Below are 13,674 nucleotides of genomic sequence, written 5' to 3' on the forward strand. Positions count from 1 at the left end.
GCCGGAAAGCAGCTCACGGACACGGGTTGCCGACACGCTGGTGGATTGCATCGACCGCCTTCTGCATATCCTCGGTCCAGACGACATCAGCGGAAGACAGCGCCATTTCGAGCTGCGGAAGGGTCGTCGCGCCGATGATGCTCGAAGTGACGAAGGGCCGGCTCGTGACATAAGCGTTGGCAAACAATGCCGGCTCCATGCCGAAAGAGCGCGCCAGTTCGTTATACTGGAGCTGCGCCTCCGCGGCATTGGGCGTCTCGTAGCGCTGGCCACGGTTGAAAAGCTGAGAACGCGAGCCTTGCGGCCGCGCGCCATGATCGTATTTGCCGGTCAGGTAGCCTTGCGCCAGCGGCGAATAGGCGAGCAGGGAAACCTGTTCGCGCTCGCAGACCTCGGCAAGGTTCACCTCGAAGCCGCGGTTGACGAAATTATAGGCGTTCTGCAGCGACGCCAGGCGCGGGCCGACGCCTTTGTCGGCTTCGCCGATAAACCGCATGACGCCCCAGGAACTCTCGTTCGACAGGCCGAAATGGCGGATTTTTCCGGCCTTCACCAATTCTTCGAAGACGGCGAGCGTTTCGGTGATCGGCGTCTCGCCGCCCGGTGCACCGGCGGAATCTGTCCGCAGCGGCACGGCACCGACGCGGTTCGGATTGGCGCCCCATGGCACGTCCCGTTCCGGCCAATGGATCTGGTAAAGGTCGAGATAATCGGTGTTGAGCCTGGTCAGCGATTTTTCGACGGCATCGAAGATGTCGGCGCGCACCAGCTTCGACGGGCGGTTGCCGCGAAACCATGTGTTGGCGGTGCGGCCAACCACCTTCGAGGCGATGACCACTTGATCGCGGTTGCCCTTCGCTTTCATCCAGCTGCCGATGATCTTCTCGGTCCAGCCTTGCGTCTCCGCCTTGGGCGGGATCGGGTAGGGCTCGGCGGTGTCGATGAAGTTGACGCCGCGCGAAAATGCCAGATCCATTTGGGCGTGGCCATCCGCTTGGGTGTTCTGCTGGCCCCAGGTCATCGATCCCAGGCAAATCTGGGAAACAAGAAGATCGGTCCGACCAAGGCGGCGTTTTTGCATGGTAATTTCTCCGGCGGGAACTCTTTTGCGCGGCTGCGCGGGAAGGAAGCCGCAGCATACAGGAATGCGCGGGCTGTCTCCAACCCGGGCGCCAGTGGCCAGCGACTTTTTCGAGAGGCCGAAGCAGGGGGCGCTCGGCGACGTCAAAAAATCAGGGCGGCATGGCTGCCATGCTAATGCTGCACTGCACAATTGTCACGGTTTGCCTATATTGGGGCTTGGGAGGACCAACCAGGGGCTTGAATCATGGGTTTCCTCACTGAAATGTTCGCCCGTCCGCGTCCGCAGGAACATCTGCGCTACCGCGCGGCTCTGGCGCTGCTTCATTCGATGAGCAATGCCGACCGTGCCGACATCGGCATCAAACCGGCCGATTTTCCGCGCGTCGCCCGCGAAATGTCCTCACGTTAGTCACGGATATCCCGGCTCGACCGGGATATCTCCTCGCTATTCTTCAACGCGATCCCATGAAAATCGCCTTGCTCAGCGGCACGCCATTGTGGCGCAGGATGTCGTAGGCCGTGGTCACGTGGAAATAGAAATTGGGCATGGCGAGATGCAGCAGATATTGCATGCCGGCCATCGAGAATTCGCGCTGGCCAAGCTTCAGCTCGATCATTCTGTCATCGGAGCCGTCCATATCGGCAGCCGCGAATGTCGCCAGAAGGTCGACGGTCTTGGCGATGCGCGCCTGGAGATCGGCAAAGCTCGCCTCGTTGTCTTCGTATTTCGGCACCTCGCGACCGGCAAGCCGCGACGGCGCGCCCTTGGCGTGGTCGGTCGCGATCTGCACCTGCCTGGTCAACGCATACATGTCCGGCGCCAGCCTGGACGTCAAAAACACCTGCGGATCGATCTTGCGGTCGAGCGCATTTTGCTCGGCGATGTTCAGCACGTTGGATAGCGCCTTCAACCTGGCCGAAAACACCGGAATGGACGCTTCGTACATCGATATGGTCACGTGAATCTCCTATCCCGGCGGGAACGCCGACGGCGGCACCTAGCGCCTGCGCAGGCGATTCTTCAAGCGTCACCACGTCGCCGCAATCGCTATGATAGGATTTCCCATCCGGTGGAGATTCCCGATGAGAAGCGCCCTTTTTGCAGCGACCGCTTTTTTCTCCCTTGCCGTGACAGGCCAACCGGTGCTCGCCGCCGAAGCGCCTTATGTCGACGACAGGTCGGACGCCGAAGCGGTCATCCGCTCGTTCTACAGCGCCATCAACCGGCAAGAATTCGCGCGCGCCTGGGACTATTTCGGCGAAACCAAGCCGGTCCAGGATTTCGACGCCTTCGTCAAGGGCTATGACGGCACCGAAAGGGTCGAGGTCAAAACCGGTGGCGTGTCCGAAGACGGTGCGGCCGGCAGCATCTATTACAATGTTCCGGTCGCCATCCGGGCGACAGCCAAGGACGGCAGCGAAAATGTCTTTGCCGGCTGCTACACCCTGCGCCAGGTCAACGCCTCGATCCAGGAACCGCCATTCCGCCCGATCTTCATCGACAAGGGCGCGCTGAAACCGTCCAAGGCCGAATTCGAGGACGCCGTGCCGGCAAGCTGCGGCGACGCACCGCCGCCACCGAAGAAGGATGCCGCGCTGGAGCAAGCCAAGAATGCGTTTGCGGCCACTTATGGCGACCAGTGCGACAAGGAAATGCCTGGCGGCGAGCCCTTGGCAGAGCCGGACGCCTACTCCCTGCGCTACAAGGATGCCGGCGCCGAGGCCGATCAGCCCGAACGCGAGACGCGGCTGTTTCGCTTCTTCTGCTCGATGGCTGCCTACAATGAGAGTGCCGTCTACTATGTCCACGACGATGTGTCAGGCGTCCGGCAGCTGCAGTTCGCCTCGCCGGAACTCGATATCCACTATGAGAACAACGATAGCGAAGGCAAGGTCGAGGCGATCAACGTCACCGGCTTCCAGACCGACGACCAGCTGGTCAATTCCGAGTATGACGACGCCACCAAGACGATCTCGTCGCTCAACAAGTGGCGCGGTGTCGGCGATGCCGCGTCGGCCGGCACGTATCTATTTCGCAACGGCAATTTCTCGCTGGTGCAGTACGATGTCGACGCCTCCTATGACGGCGAGATCAATCCGCAGACAGTGGTGGACTACAACACACCGCCTTAAGGGGCCTTCGACAGCATCCAGTTAAGCGTGCCGCGCCAGTCGGTCATGCGGATCGGCGTGCCGTGCGTGCCGGTCTCGAAGCGGACAAAGCGAGCCGGATAGGTTTTCGATTTGGCCAGGATCGAACGGAAGAAGGCTTCCTGTTTCTCGACTGGAAACACCGGGTCCTTGCTGCCCTGGCCAAAGAAGACCGGAACCTGGCGGCTGAAGGCCGGGCTCGAGAGGAAACTTTCATCCCACAGCGAACCGAGCAGCAGCAGCCCGCCGATGCGGCCGCCAGTATTCTTGCGGGCGGCCAGCTTCCAGCACAGTGCGCCGCCCATCGAGCCGCAGGCAACAAAGATCTTCGCGTCCGGCGACCGTTCGGCATAGTGGCCGATCAGCGCGGCGATCTGGGCAGCACCTGTGTCGCCGAAATCGGAAAAGTCCGGTGACAGATAGAGGCCGCCATTGCCGGCCATCAGGTTCTTGATGCGGTTGAAATTGCCGCCGAAGGTGAAATCGTCGACGCCCTGCTTACGGCTGCCGCCCTGCCCGTGGAGATAGAGCACGATGATGCCGGCGCCTTGCGTGCGACCGACGGCGACGTGGCGGATATTGCCGGCGTCGGTCTTCAGCAGCAGATCCTGCTGCACCTTGCGCACACCGGTGTCGACATACTGCGCCTGCGCGCGGCGCTCCGGCACTTGGTCGCGGGCGTTGATATCGCGCAGCTCGCGATAGTCGACGACTGTATAGGCGCCCTCGGACGAGAGGATGGCCGGATAGGCGAACAGATCGTCTTTGAAGGGCTTTAGCGTGAGGACGTCGGCGTAAGCGGCGCAAGAAAACAAGAAAAATATTGAAGTCAGAAGGGCGCAGGGGGATAGGACGGTACGAACAGCCATCCCACAGGCATCGTTTTTCGGCCTCGGTTTGTCAATCCTGCAGCACGCCGCCGGCGCCTGCCAGCGCCTCGGGGGTGTCGACATCGATGGACGCTGCCTTGCCGATCTCGACATCGATGACATCGAGCCCTTCGGCCTCGACCAAATGGCGCGCGCCGGTATCGCCTTCCAGATGAGCGATCGCCGCAAACAGCGAACGCGGCAGCAACACAGGATTGCCTCGCTTTCCCTCATGCGAGGCCCGCACCACCGATCGGCCCTCGGATTTGCGGAATGCATCGATCAGCCTGTCGAGGTCGGCTGACGCGATGCCAGGCATGTCGCCAAGCACGATCATGGCGCCGGCAGCATCGGCTCTGACCCGCGCGATGCCGGCCTTCAGCGATGAAGACAGGCCCTCGGCGAAATCCGGATTATCGGCGAAAGTCACATCCAGTCCCGACAACGCGGCGCGCACACGCTCACGCTGATGGCCGGTGACGATGACGGTGCCCGAAGCTTTGGAGCCGAGCGCGCGCTCGGCGCTGCGGCGCACCAGCGGCTGGCCGTCGAACAGCGCCAGCAGCTTGTTCGGGCCGCCCATGCGGCTGGAGCGGCCGGCGGCCAGCAGCACGATATCGACCTTCAACTCGGCACTCTCAGACCTTGGCGCCGGCAGCGGCTCGCGCGGCTGTGGCCGGGTCGGGATTTCCATCAACAGACCGCCGACACCCATGCCGGCAATATCCTTGGCCGTCACGTCGAGACCGGCGATCAACCTGTCGAGAACCCAGTCGAAGCCGTTCTCCTTGGGGCTGCGGGCGCAGCCCGGCGCGCCGATGACGCGCTTGCCGGCAAGCGCGCCGAGCACCAGGAGATTTCCGGGATCGACCGGCATGCCGGCGCGGATGACGGTGCCGCCGGCCTTCTCGATCGCTGCCGGGACGACGTCGCCAAAATCGCTCATCGCCGAGGCGCCGAAGATCACCACAATATCGTTGTCACGCGCCAGCGAGCCCGCAGCCTCCGCAACGGCGCCAATTTCGTGCGGCGTGCGGCGCTCGGCCGTCAGCCGGCCACCTGAGCGCGCAAGACGGGCTTCGGTGACCCGCAATGTCTTGTCGAGCACACTCGGCTTGATGCCGGGCAGAACCGTCTGAATGACGCCGACACGCACCGGCTGATAGGCATTGACGGCAAAGATCTCGCCGCTGGCGCAGATCCTTGCCACCGCATCGACCAGGGCAGAAGCAACGGCGAAGGGAATGATCTTCACGGTTGCGACCATCTGGCCATTTTCGACCGGTGCGTGCTGCGCCAGCGTGGCGATGGTGATGGTCGGATCGACGGCGTTGATGGCGTTGATCATCGCGGCATCGACCGTGAAGATACCGGCCGCCCGGGCGTGCAGATTAACCCGGCCGGTCGCGGCGGGCTTCGCCTCGACATTGCGATGGATCATGCTTTCGGCGATCTTTTCGGCGGCAGCGTCCTCGCTCAAATCATCGGGAGCAAGAACGGCCGCGACGACCTGCGAAATCCCTGCTGACTTGAGCAAAGTCACATCCTCGGCGCTCAGCCTGCGTGCCTTGCGCAAGCGCCGTTCTCCGGCCGTGGTGGCATGCGCCAGCACTGCGCCTTCGGCCGTATCTACGGGGATTGGCCCAAACTTCACGCCACCGCTTCCTTGGATTCGTGGCCGCGCGAACGAAACGCCTGGATCGCTTGCGCCAACACCGCCACAGCTATTTCGGCCGGGCTCGCCGCACCGATGTCGAGACCGATCGGCGCGTGGATGCGGGCGATCTGGTCGGCGGTCGCGCCCAATGCCAGCAGGCGCTCAACCCGCTTCGCATGGGTCTTGCGGCTGCCGAGCGCACCGACATAGAAGCAGTTGGCGTCGAGCGCCGCCTTCAGCGCGAAATCGTCGATCTTCGGATCATGGGTGACGGCGGCCAGCGCCGTATAGCTGTCGAGCGGCTGGCGCTTCAGGATATCCTCCGGCCATTCGGCATGCAGCGCGACGTCGGGAAAGCGGTCTGCGGTGGCAAAGGCCGTGCGCGGATCGACGATCTCCACGGGGTAGCCGGCGATCCTGGCCATCGGCGCCAGTGCCTGGCTGATATGGACTGCGCCGATCACCACCAGGCGCGGCTGCGGCAGGTAGGCGTTGAGGAAGAAGGTTTGCCCTTCCGCCTCGACCGACCCGGAATTGCCTGATCGAAACGCCTTGGCGATCGCAGCGCCCAATTCGCCGGCGACCTGATCGCCCTCCCTCACGATGCGATCGCGGCCATCGCCGAGATCGGTGACCAGGATCACCGCGCGGCGGGCGCGGCGTTCGGCGTTCAGCGTTTTCAGCGCGTAGGGATCCATCGAAATATCTCTTGTTTAAGCATGATTCTTGTCGGCAAACCGGTTCCCACTTTGCGGGATCATGCTTCTAACCCAACCGCTCGACATAGACCTTGATGCGGCCACCGCAGGACAGGCCGACCTGCCAGGCGGTCTCGTCGGCGACGCCGAACTCCAGCATCTTGGCCTTGCCGCTGTCGATGACGTCGACCGCCTCGGTGACCACCGCGCCTTCGACGCAGCCACCAGAGACGGAGCCGTGGAAATTGCCGTCCGCGTCGATGACAAGGTGGCTGCCGACCGGGCGCGGCGCCGAGCCCCAGGTCTCGACCACGGTGGCAATGGCGACATCCTTGCCGTCTTTCATCCAGCCTTCCGCGATGATCAGCGGATCGCGGGCCTCATCGAGATAAATGCTGTTTTCCATCACCGTTTCTCCCGGAGAAAACATATGACTATGCGGCGTCTCTCGCGCCACCCTCAATCCATCTGCGTGGGTCGACGGAGCGCGCCGAAGTCTTGTCCAGCGACGCGCACAGGTCGGCGAGCGCATCGAGATTGTGCACCGAGCGGAATTCGTCGACATGCGGCAGCATCGCCTTGACGCCGCGGGCGCGCGCCTCGAAGCCGTCGAAGCGCAGCAGCGGGTTCAGCCAGATCAGCCGCCGGCAGGATTTGCGCAGGCGCTCCATTTCCTCCGACAGGCCGGCAACGTCGTCGCGCTCCAGCCCGTCGGTGATCAGGAGAACCACCGCACCCTGCCCCAGCACACGCCGCGACCACAACCGGTTGAATTCGGCCAGCGTATCGCCGATGCGGGTGCCGCCCGACCAGTCCATCACCGCCGCCGAACAATCGGCGAGTGCCGCGTCAGGATCGCGATGGCGCATCTGCCGCGTCAGATTTGTCAGCCTGGTGCCGAAGACGAAGGCGTGCACGCGCCGGCGCTTTTCCGTCAGCGCATGCAGGAAATGCAGGAAAATGCGCGTGTACTGGCTCATCGAACCGGAAATATCGGCAAGCACGACCAGCGGCGGGTGAACCTCGCGCGGCGACCGGAATTTCGGCAGGATCAGTTCGCCGCCTGTCCGCGCGGCCGAACGCATCATGGCGCGCGGATCGATACGTCGGCCATGCGCGTTGGATTTGAAACGCCGTGTCCTGACCATGTCGAAGGGCAGCCGCAACTCGGCGATCGCCTTCTTGGCGTCAGTCATCTCGGCGGCGTTCATCTGGGCAAAATCCTTGCCCCTCAGCACCTCGTTGCCGGAAAACGTGAAGCGAGCGTCGACCTCGATCTCGGGGATTTCCTGCACCGGCTGGTTCTTCTGGTGGCCCTCGAACATTGCCTGGCTGACGCGGTTTTCCGCAGCCCGCGGCTTTTGCTTCTCTCTGATATCAGGCGCCACCGGCGAAAACATCGCCAGCATCTTTTCGATCAGCTCGTGCGATTTCCAGAACAGCCGGAAAGTCTCGTCGAAGGTAGGGTGATCTTCGTGCCGCGACACCAGTACGGCGTGCAGCGTCCAGTAGAAATCGTCGCGAGAGCCGATACCGGCGGCAAGCACCGCCTCGATCGCATCCTTTACCGAGGCCGGGCCGACCCGCATGCCGGCCTTGCGTAGGGTGCGGGCGAAATAGACGATGTTATCGGCGATCCTCCCATCGGGCGTGGCCTCTTTCGGTTCGGGATGCGGCGTTGCCATCGCCTACTCCGCCGCCGAAAGCTCGGCCTTCACCTCGTTGAGGATGCGCCGGCCTTCGCCCTGTTCTATACGGGCAATGTCGTCTTGGTATTTCAGCAGCACGCCGATCGTGTCGGAAACGGTTTCCGGATCGAGCGCCACCTTGTCGAGTTCGGTCAGCGCGCTGGCCCAGTCGATGGTCTCGGCAACCCCCGGCACCTTGAACAGCTCGATCTGGCGCAGCTTCTGTATGAACGAAACCACCTCTGCCGACAGCCGGCTGTTGGCCTGCGGTACTTTTCTGCGCACGATCTCCAGCTCGCGCTCGGCATTCGGGTAGTCTACCCAGTGATAGAGGCAGCGGCGCTTCAGCGCGTCATGGATCTCGCGGGTGCGGTTGGTGGTGATGATGACGATCGGCGGCTCCTCCGCCTTGATCGTGCCGAGCTCGGGCACCGTGACCTGGAAGTCGGAGAGAATTTCGAGCAGGAATGCCTCGAAGGCCTCGTCGGTGCGGTCGAGCTCGTCGATCAGAAAGACCGGGGCGGCGCCCGCCTTGCCGGTCAGTGCGTCGAGCACCGGGCGGCGGATCAGGTATTTTTCGGAAAAGACGTTGCGCTCCATGTCGGAGCGGTCGACCTTGCCGGCCGCCTCTTCCATGCGGATCTCGATCATCTGCGCGGCGTAGTTCCACTCGTAGACGGCGGACGAGACGTCGAGGCCTTCATAGCATTGCAGGCGGATCAGCCGGCGGCCGAGCGCTTGCGCCAGCACCTTGGCGATCTCGGTCTTGCCGACGCCGGCCTCGCCCTCAAGGAACAGCGGCCGCTTCATGCGCAGCGATAGAAACAGCACGGTCGCCAGCGACCGGTCTGCCACATAGTCCGCACCGGTCAGCAGATCGAGCGTCTCATCGATCGTCCGCGGTGCGGGACGCGGTTTCAACTCGGTCATTCTTTCTCCGTGGGTGCAGCCATCCAGGGCCTCTACAGAGCGTGATAGCCGCGGTCGTGATAGATCAGCGGCCGCAAATTATCGCCGGTGCGCAGGCCTGTCACCTTGCCAAAAAGCACACGGTGGGTGGCCAGATCCTTGGTGTCGATCAGTTCGCAGTCGAACACGGCGAGCGCGCCCTTCAGCGTCGGCGCGCCGGTCGAGATCATATCCCACTCGCCGAGCGCGAAGCGTTCCTCGACGGGCAGGCCGGTGAGGCCGGAAAAGCCGACCGACAGCGCCTCCTGGTCCGAAGCCAGCGCGTTCAAGGCGAACCTGCCATTCTTCACGAACGGCTCGTTCTTGGGATTTTCGCGATTGAGGCAGACCAGGATGGTCGGCGGCGTGTCCGACACCGAACAGGCTGCAATGACAGTCGCACCCCGCCTGCCGGCGGAACCATCGGTGGTGACCACATGGACGTGGCCGGCAAAATGGGCCATCGCGTCGCGATAGGCCTGCGGCCCTATGTCGTTCTTCTTCAGCACCGGCGATTTCCATTGGTTTGAAGCGAGATGAACCCAACCGTTATATATGGCGGGATATTGCATGCCACAAGCGAAGTGGTTGACATGCATCCTGAATTTCGCGTGTTGCGTGAAAGCTGACCAGCCTTTAGGTCTTGGCAGGAAGTGGCGCCGGCAAACACGCGACCGGCGCGGAGGAAATCTTCGCTCGCATGCGACCCCGGACAATAGGCACGACAACGACAATAGCGGTGCTGGCTTGGCTGTCTCTCGCCGGTGATGCGAACGCTGAGATGCTGCTGGTCGGCGTCGCAGCACCACTGTCCGGGCCGTCGGCGACCCTCGGCAAGCAGATCGAGGCGGGCGCCGGCCTGGCGGCAGCGGCGAACGGTGCTCAACTCAAGGTTGTCGACGACGCCTGCACGGCCGATGGCGGGGCTGCCGCGGCGAGGAAATTCGTTGCGTCGAAAGTCGGCGTGGTCGTCGGCTTCCTCTGCACCGAGGCGATCGAGGCGGCACTGCCGATCCTGAAGGACGCCGACATACCGGTCATCACCGTCGGCGTGCGCACCGAAAGCCTGACCGACCGGCGCGCCAAGACCGGCTGGCCGATCTTTCGGCTCGGGCCGCGCGGCGATGACGAGCGCAACGCCGTCGCCTTCAATCTCACCCGCCAATGGCAGAACGAGCTGTTCGCCATCATCGACGACGGCACGATTTACGGCCGCGAAATCGCCGAGACGCTTCGGGCGGCAGCCGAGCAGGCGGCGCTGAAACCGGTGTTCGTCGACACATTCAGGCCGCAGCTCGACAACCAGATCGGACTGATCGGGCGGCTGAGGAAGGCCGGTGCAACGCATGTCTTCGCCGGCGGCGACGGCGAAGACATCGCCATCATGGGCCGCGACGCCGGCCAACTCGATGCCGGCATCATTTTTGCCGGCGGCGAAGCGCTGCGCACACCGCCCGGCGACGTGCCTTATGCCACGGGCACGCTGATGATTGCGCCGCCCGAATGGGCCGATGTCGCCGACTCCAGGGTGCTCGAAAGCTTTGCCGCACAAAACATCGTGCCGGACGGCTACACGCTGCCGGCCTTTGCGGCGGTCGAGATCGCCGAAGCGGCGACGGCGCTGGCGGAAACCTCCGGCAAGCCATTGGCCGATGCGCTTACCGCGCATGACTTCAGCTCCGCGATCGGGCCCATCCGCTTTGACGGCAAGGGCGACTTGACCGAGAACCTCTATCGGGTCTTCCGTTTCAACGGCGCACATTTCGTGCCGGCGGAGGCCAAATGATGTTTCGGACAGGGCCGCGCAATCTCATCACCGATGTCGCCGGCCTGCGCGTCGGCAACGCTTCCGATGTTAGGCTGAAGTCCGGGGTGACCACCATCGTCTGCGACGAACCGGCGGTGGCCGGTGTCCAGATCCTGGGCGGTGCGCCAGGCACCCGCGAGACCGACCTGCTCGATCCGCACAATTCGATCGAGGCGATCCATGCCGTGGTGCTTTCGGGTGGCTCGGCTTACGGCCTCGATGCCGCATCCGGCGTACAGGCGGCACTGCGCGAAAACGGCATCGGCGTAGAGGTCGGCGGCTTTCGCGTGCCGATCGTGCCGGCGGCGATCCTGTTCGACCTGCGCAACGGCGGCGACAAGGACTGGGGCCGCTATCCGCCCTACCGCGATCTCGGCTATGAGGCGGCACAGGCAGTCGGCATCGATTTTGCGCTCGGCACGGTCGGCGCGGGCACCGGTGCCCTGAGTTCCGGCCTCAAGGGCGGCCTCGGATCGGCCTCGACGGTGCTCGACAGCGGCGTCACCATCGGCGCACTCGCCGCTGTCAATCCGACCGGCTCGGTGACGATCGCCCGTAGCAGGCACTTCTGGGCAGCGCCCTTCGAGATCGGCGACGAGTTCGGCGGGCTCGGTTATCCCACGCCGATGCCGAAGGACGCGAAAAGGATCCTGCTGAAATTTCGCGACAAGCACGTCGGAGGCAACACGACCATCGCCGTCATCGCCACGGACGCCCTTCTCACCAAGGCCGCCGCAAAACGCCTGGCGATATCAGCGCATGACGGCTTCGTGCGCGCCATTTGGCCGACACATACGCCGGCCGACGGAGATCTGGTTTTCGCGCTGGCGACCGGCAAGAGCGGCATCGAGCTCGCGCCCAACGACGCCATCGAGCTTTACGCCGCGGCCGGCGCCACCATGGCGCGCGCCATCAGCCGCGGCGTCTTTGCCGCGACGCCCGCCGATGGCGACCTGTTTCCGGTCTGGTCGTCGCGCTGAATGCGGGCTGCCGCGGCCCGTCATCAGGTGGGGTCGGATTTTTCTTCCTCGAACGTGACCGCGACATCCGAATTTGCCGACAGCCGGACTTTCTGGCCCTCGACTTCGGCTACGAGGCTGAGCGGAATGAAGTGGTGATGCCCCCTGTGGGCGCCCTCGCCGCTGTCGCGCTTGGTCAGCTTGATTCGTTGTCCCTCAACTTTGTCGACAGTGCCGACATGGACGCCGTCGGCGCCGATCACTTCCATATGTTCGCGAATGCTGGCTGCATCGGTCATTGTGGGTTCTCCATTAGAGCGCCGCGCGTCCTTGGCCGCGCAAAGGACGCTCTAACACTTTAAATCAACGCATCGTACTTTCCGAAAATCGATTCCGATTTTCGGGTCGATGCGGTGAAGCTGCCAACATAAACAAATGACGGCACGATTGGATGCATCGGGTTGCGTCTCAGAGCGCACGACGTTTTGACGATGTCGTGATAGTGATCGAAACAACGCTGGCTGCTCAAACGGAAATCCGATGCGAATTCTCGTCCTGTTTGCTGTGTCCCTCCTTGCCCAGTTTGCAACTTCGCTCGCTGCGCATGCCGGCGATGTTGCCGAGCTTGAAATCCTCGGCTTCACCGGGGATGGCGGCGCCTTCGTCTTCGAGGAGTATGGCGTCCAGGACGGGTCGGGGTTTCCCTATGCCAATCGCTATTACATCAATACCGCCGACGACAGTTTTCTCAAGGGCACGCCGATCAGGGTGCGGCTTGACGACGAGAACGCAACGCTCGATGCGGCGCGCCTTGCAGCCCGGCAGAAAGGTGAAGCTATCATCAAACAGGCGGAATTGACCGCGAATCGCGGCATCACCGCCGGCTCCAACCCGGTGACCGAGCTTTCGGCCGATCCGTTCCGCATGGTGGTCAACCCGCGGCCGATCTTTTCGCCGGTCGATGATCCGCTCGAGTTCCGGCTCGACGAGATCGGCATGAACGATACCGAAACCTGCCAAAACCTTGGCGAGATCAACGGCTTTCGCCTGATGCGCATCGAGGCGAAAGGCGGCGGCAAGACTGAACTCCTGCACGAAGACAAGTCGATCCCCAAAAGCAGGGGCTGCCCGAACGGCTATCGGATCGGCGCGGTGCAGACATTTTCCATGCAGGGCCTCAGCGCCTATGCCGTGCTGATCGCGGTGCGCCAGTACGGCTTCGAAGGGCCTGACTATCGCTGGATCGCGGTGACCGGCCGGCTGTGACGTCGCTCCCCGCCATACGCAACAGCGTCCTGGATCGCATCCGCAAGGCCTTGCCGTCGCCGTCCGCCGCAGTTTGCGGCGCGCTGCTGTGGGCCGCAGCGATGGGCGCCAGCGCACTTGTCAATCTGCTGCTGGACGACCGGGTGACCCCGGCAAATATCCGCTTCGTCTCGTTGCTCTATGCGGCGGGCGGTGCGCTCGCCTTTCCGGTTGGCCTGTTCCTGGCGCGGCTCGTCTCGCTCGGGCGGCATTGGCAAGTAGCCTTGGCGGCCGCCTTTGTCTGCCTTCTTGCCACCACGATCGGCTTCACCGGTGGGCTCTTTGCGCTGCAATACCGTTCCTACTATGCCCAGTGGCATGAACCTGCACTGACCATTGGCTGGTCCATCCAGTTCGTGCACACCATGGCGACGGCGTTCTATCAATTCATCGTGCTGGGCATCCGGCTTTATTTTCCGCTCGGTTTCATCGCGCTTGCTCTCGCCAGCATCTGGTTTGCGCGGCAGCAGCGTTGAGCATTTTGTCTGCCTCTGTTACGACGCGGGCGA

16 protein-coding genes are annotated in these 13,674 nt (G+C 63.2%); 6 read left to right on the plus strand and 10 right to left on the minus strand.

What is annotated here, in order from left to right; translation table 11 throughout:
- Positions 1 to 13 precede the first annotated feature (13 nt).
- On the minus strand, positions 14 to 1,081 hold the full coding sequence (locus AC0L2M_RS08100; protein ID WP_473534538.1) for an aldo/keto reductase: 1,068 nt from the start codon (positions 1,079 to 1,081) through the stop codon (positions 14 to 16).
- Between the two features lie 246 nt (positions 1,082 to 1,327).
- Here AC0L2M_RS08100 and AC0L2M_RS08105 point away from each other — a divergent pair, with 246 nt between their 5' ends.
- Complete coding sequence (locus AC0L2M_RS08105) at positions 1,328 to 1,492, plus strand: hypothetical protein (RefSeq protein WP_023798224.1); 165 nt, start codon at positions 1,328 to 1,330, stop codon at positions 1,490 to 1,492.
- Between the two features lie 43 nt (positions 1,493 to 1,535).
- On the opposite strand, the gene AC0L2M_RS08110 is transcribed toward AC0L2M_RS08105, so the two are convergent.
- Positions 1,536 to 2,042, minus strand: coding sequence for a DUF1993 domain-containing protein (locus AC0L2M_RS08110; RefSeq protein ID WP_287237552.1), 507 nt, complete (start codon positions 2,040 to 2,042; stop codon positions 1,536 to 1,538).
- A 124-nt stretch (positions 2,043 to 2,166) separates the two neighbouring features.
- On the opposite strand from AC0L2M_RS08110, the gene AC0L2M_RS08115 reads away from it, so the two are divergent.
- A complete protein-coding gene (locus tag AC0L2M_RS08115; RefSeq protein WP_287237551.1) occupies positions 2,167 to 3,216 on the plus strand; it encodes a DUF1176 domain-containing protein in 1,050 nt (349 codons plus the stop codon).
- Here AC0L2M_RS08115 and AC0L2M_RS08120 read toward each other — a convergent pair.
- The 7 genes from AC0L2M_RS08120 to AC0L2M_RS08150 all read right to left on the minus strand — a co-directional run bounded on the left by AC0L2M_RS08120 (position 3,213) and on the right by AC0L2M_RS08150 (position 9,603).
- Positions 3,213 to 4,103: an alpha/beta hydrolase family protein gene (locus AC0L2M_RS08120; RefSeq protein ID WP_473524533.1), complete on the minus strand. Its 891-nt coding sequence runs from the start codon at positions 4,101 to 4,103 to the stop codon at positions 3,213 to 3,215. The two genes, AC0L2M_RS08115 and AC0L2M_RS08120, sit on opposite strands and share 4 nt — an antisense overlap.
- Before the next feature lie 31 nt (positions 4,104 to 4,134).
- Positions 4,135 to 5,757 carry a molybdopterin-binding/glycosyltransferase family 2 protein gene (locus tag AC0L2M_RS08125; RefSeq protein ID WP_287237549.1) on the minus strand — a complete coding sequence of 541 codons (1,623 nt, stop codon included), beginning with the start codon at positions 5,755 to 5,757 and terminating at the stop codon, positions 4,135 to 4,137.
- Complete coding sequence (locus AC0L2M_RS08130; protein WP_287237546.1) at positions 5,754 to 6,458, minus strand: XdhC family protein; 705 nt, start codon at positions 6,456 to 6,458, stop codon at positions 5,754 to 5,756. The genes AC0L2M_RS08125 and AC0L2M_RS08130 overlap by 4 nt, the downstream gene beginning before the upstream one ends.
- Positions 6,459 to 6,525: 67 nt before the next feature.
- Entirely contained in the window at positions 6,526 to 6,864 is a 339-nt protein-coding gene (locus AC0L2M_RS08135) for an XdhC family protein (RefSeq protein WP_027154201.1), read from the minus strand.
- A 28-nt stretch (positions 6,865 to 6,892) separates the two neighbouring features.
- The gene (locus tag AC0L2M_RS08140) at positions 6,893 to 8,143 is read right to left on the minus strand and encodes a vWA domain-containing protein (RefSeq protein WP_287237543.1); all 1,251 of its coding nucleotides are present in this window, start codon (positions 8,141 to 8,143) and stop codon (positions 6,893 to 6,895) included.
- A gap of 3 nt (positions 8,144 to 8,146) precedes the next feature.
- Entirely contained in the window at positions 8,147 to 9,076 is a 930-nt protein-coding gene (locus AC0L2M_RS08145; protein WP_287228940.1) for an AAA family ATPase, read from the minus strand.
- A 32-nt stretch (positions 9,077 to 9,108) separates the two neighbouring features.
- A complete protein-coding gene (locus AC0L2M_RS08150) occupies positions 9,109 to 9,603 on the minus strand; it encodes a flavin reductase (protein ID WP_473534539.1) in 495 nt (164 codons plus the stop codon).
- A gap of 191 nt (positions 9,604 to 9,794) precedes the next feature.
- On the opposite strand from AC0L2M_RS08150, the gene AC0L2M_RS08155 reads away from it, so the two are divergent.
- Together AC0L2M_RS08155 and AC0L2M_RS08160 are read left to right on the plus strand one after the other, a co-directional pair.
- Positions 9,795 to 10,880 (plus strand): branched-chain amino acid ABC transporter substrate-binding protein, encoded by a 1,086-nt coding sequence (locus AC0L2M_RS08155; RefSeq protein ID WP_473534540.1) that lies wholly within the window; start codon positions 9,795 to 9,797, stop codon positions 10,878 to 10,880.
- Entirely contained in the window at positions 10,880 to 11,881 is a 1,002-nt protein-coding gene (locus tag AC0L2M_RS08160; RefSeq protein WP_473534656.1) for a P1 family peptidase, read from the plus strand. The genes AC0L2M_RS08155 and AC0L2M_RS08160 overlap by 1 nt, the downstream gene beginning before the upstream one ends.
- 23 nt (positions 11,882 to 11,904) lie before the next feature.
- Here the strand turns inward: AC0L2M_RS08160 and AC0L2M_RS08165 are convergent, their stop codons facing one another.
- Complete coding sequence (locus tag AC0L2M_RS08165) at positions 11,905 to 12,159, minus strand: DUF2171 domain-containing protein (RefSeq protein ID WP_023798236.1); 255 nt, start codon at positions 12,157 to 12,159, stop codon at positions 11,905 to 11,907.
- 241 nt (positions 12,160 to 12,400) lie between these two features.
- Here AC0L2M_RS08165 and AC0L2M_RS08170 point away from each other — a divergent pair, with 241 nt between their 5' ends.
- Both AC0L2M_RS08170 and AC0L2M_RS08175 read left to right on the plus strand, forming a co-directional pair.
- The gene (locus AC0L2M_RS08170; RefSeq protein ID WP_287210962.1) at positions 12,401 to 13,126 is read left to right on the plus strand and encodes a DUF2259 domain-containing protein; all 726 of its coding nucleotides are present in this window, start codon (positions 12,401 to 12,403) and stop codon (positions 13,124 to 13,126) included.
- On the plus strand, positions 13,123 to 13,641 hold the full coding sequence (locus tag AC0L2M_RS08175; RefSeq protein WP_473534541.1) for a hypothetical protein: 519 nt from the start codon (positions 13,123 to 13,125) through the stop codon (positions 13,639 to 13,641). Before AC0L2M_RS08170 ends, AC0L2M_RS08175 begins: the two co-directional genes overlap by 4 nt.
- Positions 13,642 to 13,674: the final 33 nt, after the last annotated feature.

The sequence above is a fragment of the Mesorhizobium sp. WSM4806 genome (assembly GCF_055811635.1).

What these genes read in the sequence shown, in the direction of transcription:
- AC0L2M_RS08100 (WP_473534538.1), bottom strand. Translation starts at nt 1,081, where the DNA reads ATGCAAAAACGCCGCCTTGGTCGGACCGATCTTCTTGTTTCCCAGATT.
- AC0L2M_RS08105 (WP_023798224.1), top strand. Translation starts at nt 1,328, where the DNA reads ATGGGTTTCCTCACTGAAATGTTCGCCCGTCCGCGTCCGCAGGAACAT.
- AC0L2M_RS08115 (WP_287237551.1), top strand. Translation starts at nt 2,167, where the DNA reads ATGAGAAGCGCCCTTTTTGCAGCGACCGCTTTTTTCTCCCTTGCCGTG.
- AC0L2M_RS08120 (WP_473524533.1), bottom strand. Translation starts at nt 4,103, where the DNA reads ATGGCTGTTCGTACCGTCCTATCCCCCTGCGCCCTTCTGACTTCAATA.
- AC0L2M_RS08130 (WP_287237546.1), bottom strand. Translation starts at nt 6,458, where the DNA reads ATGGATCCCTACGCGCTGAAAACGCTGAACGCCGAACGCCGCGCCCGC.
- AC0L2M_RS08135 (WP_027154201.1), bottom strand. Translation starts at nt 6,864, where the DNA reads ATGGAAAACAGCATTTATCTCGATGAGGCCCGCGATCCGCTGATCATC.
- AC0L2M_RS08140 (WP_287237543.1), bottom strand. Translation starts at nt 8,143, where the DNA reads ATGGCAACGCCGCATCCCGAACCGAAAGAGGCCACGCCCGATGGGAGG.
- AC0L2M_RS08145 (WP_287228940.1), bottom strand. Translation starts at nt 9,076, where the DNA reads ATGACCGAGTTGAAACCGCGTCCCGCACCGCGGACGATCGATGAGACG.
- AC0L2M_RS08155 (WP_473534540.1), top strand. Translation starts at nt 9,795, where the DNA reads ATGCGACCCCGGACAATAGGCACGACAACGACAATAGCGGTGCTGGCT.
- AC0L2M_RS08160 (WP_473534656.1), top strand. Translation starts at nt 10,880, where the DNA reads ATGTTTCGGACAGGGCCGCGCAATCTCATCACCGATGTCGCCGGCCTG.
- AC0L2M_RS08165 (WP_023798236.1), bottom strand. Translation starts at nt 12,159, where the DNA reads ATGACCGATGCAGCCAGCATTCGCGAACATATGGAAGTGATCGGCGCC.
- AC0L2M_RS08170 (WP_287210962.1), top strand. Translation starts at nt 12,401, where the DNA reads ATGCGAATTCTCGTCCTGTTTGCTGTGTCCCTCCTTGCCCAGTTTGCA.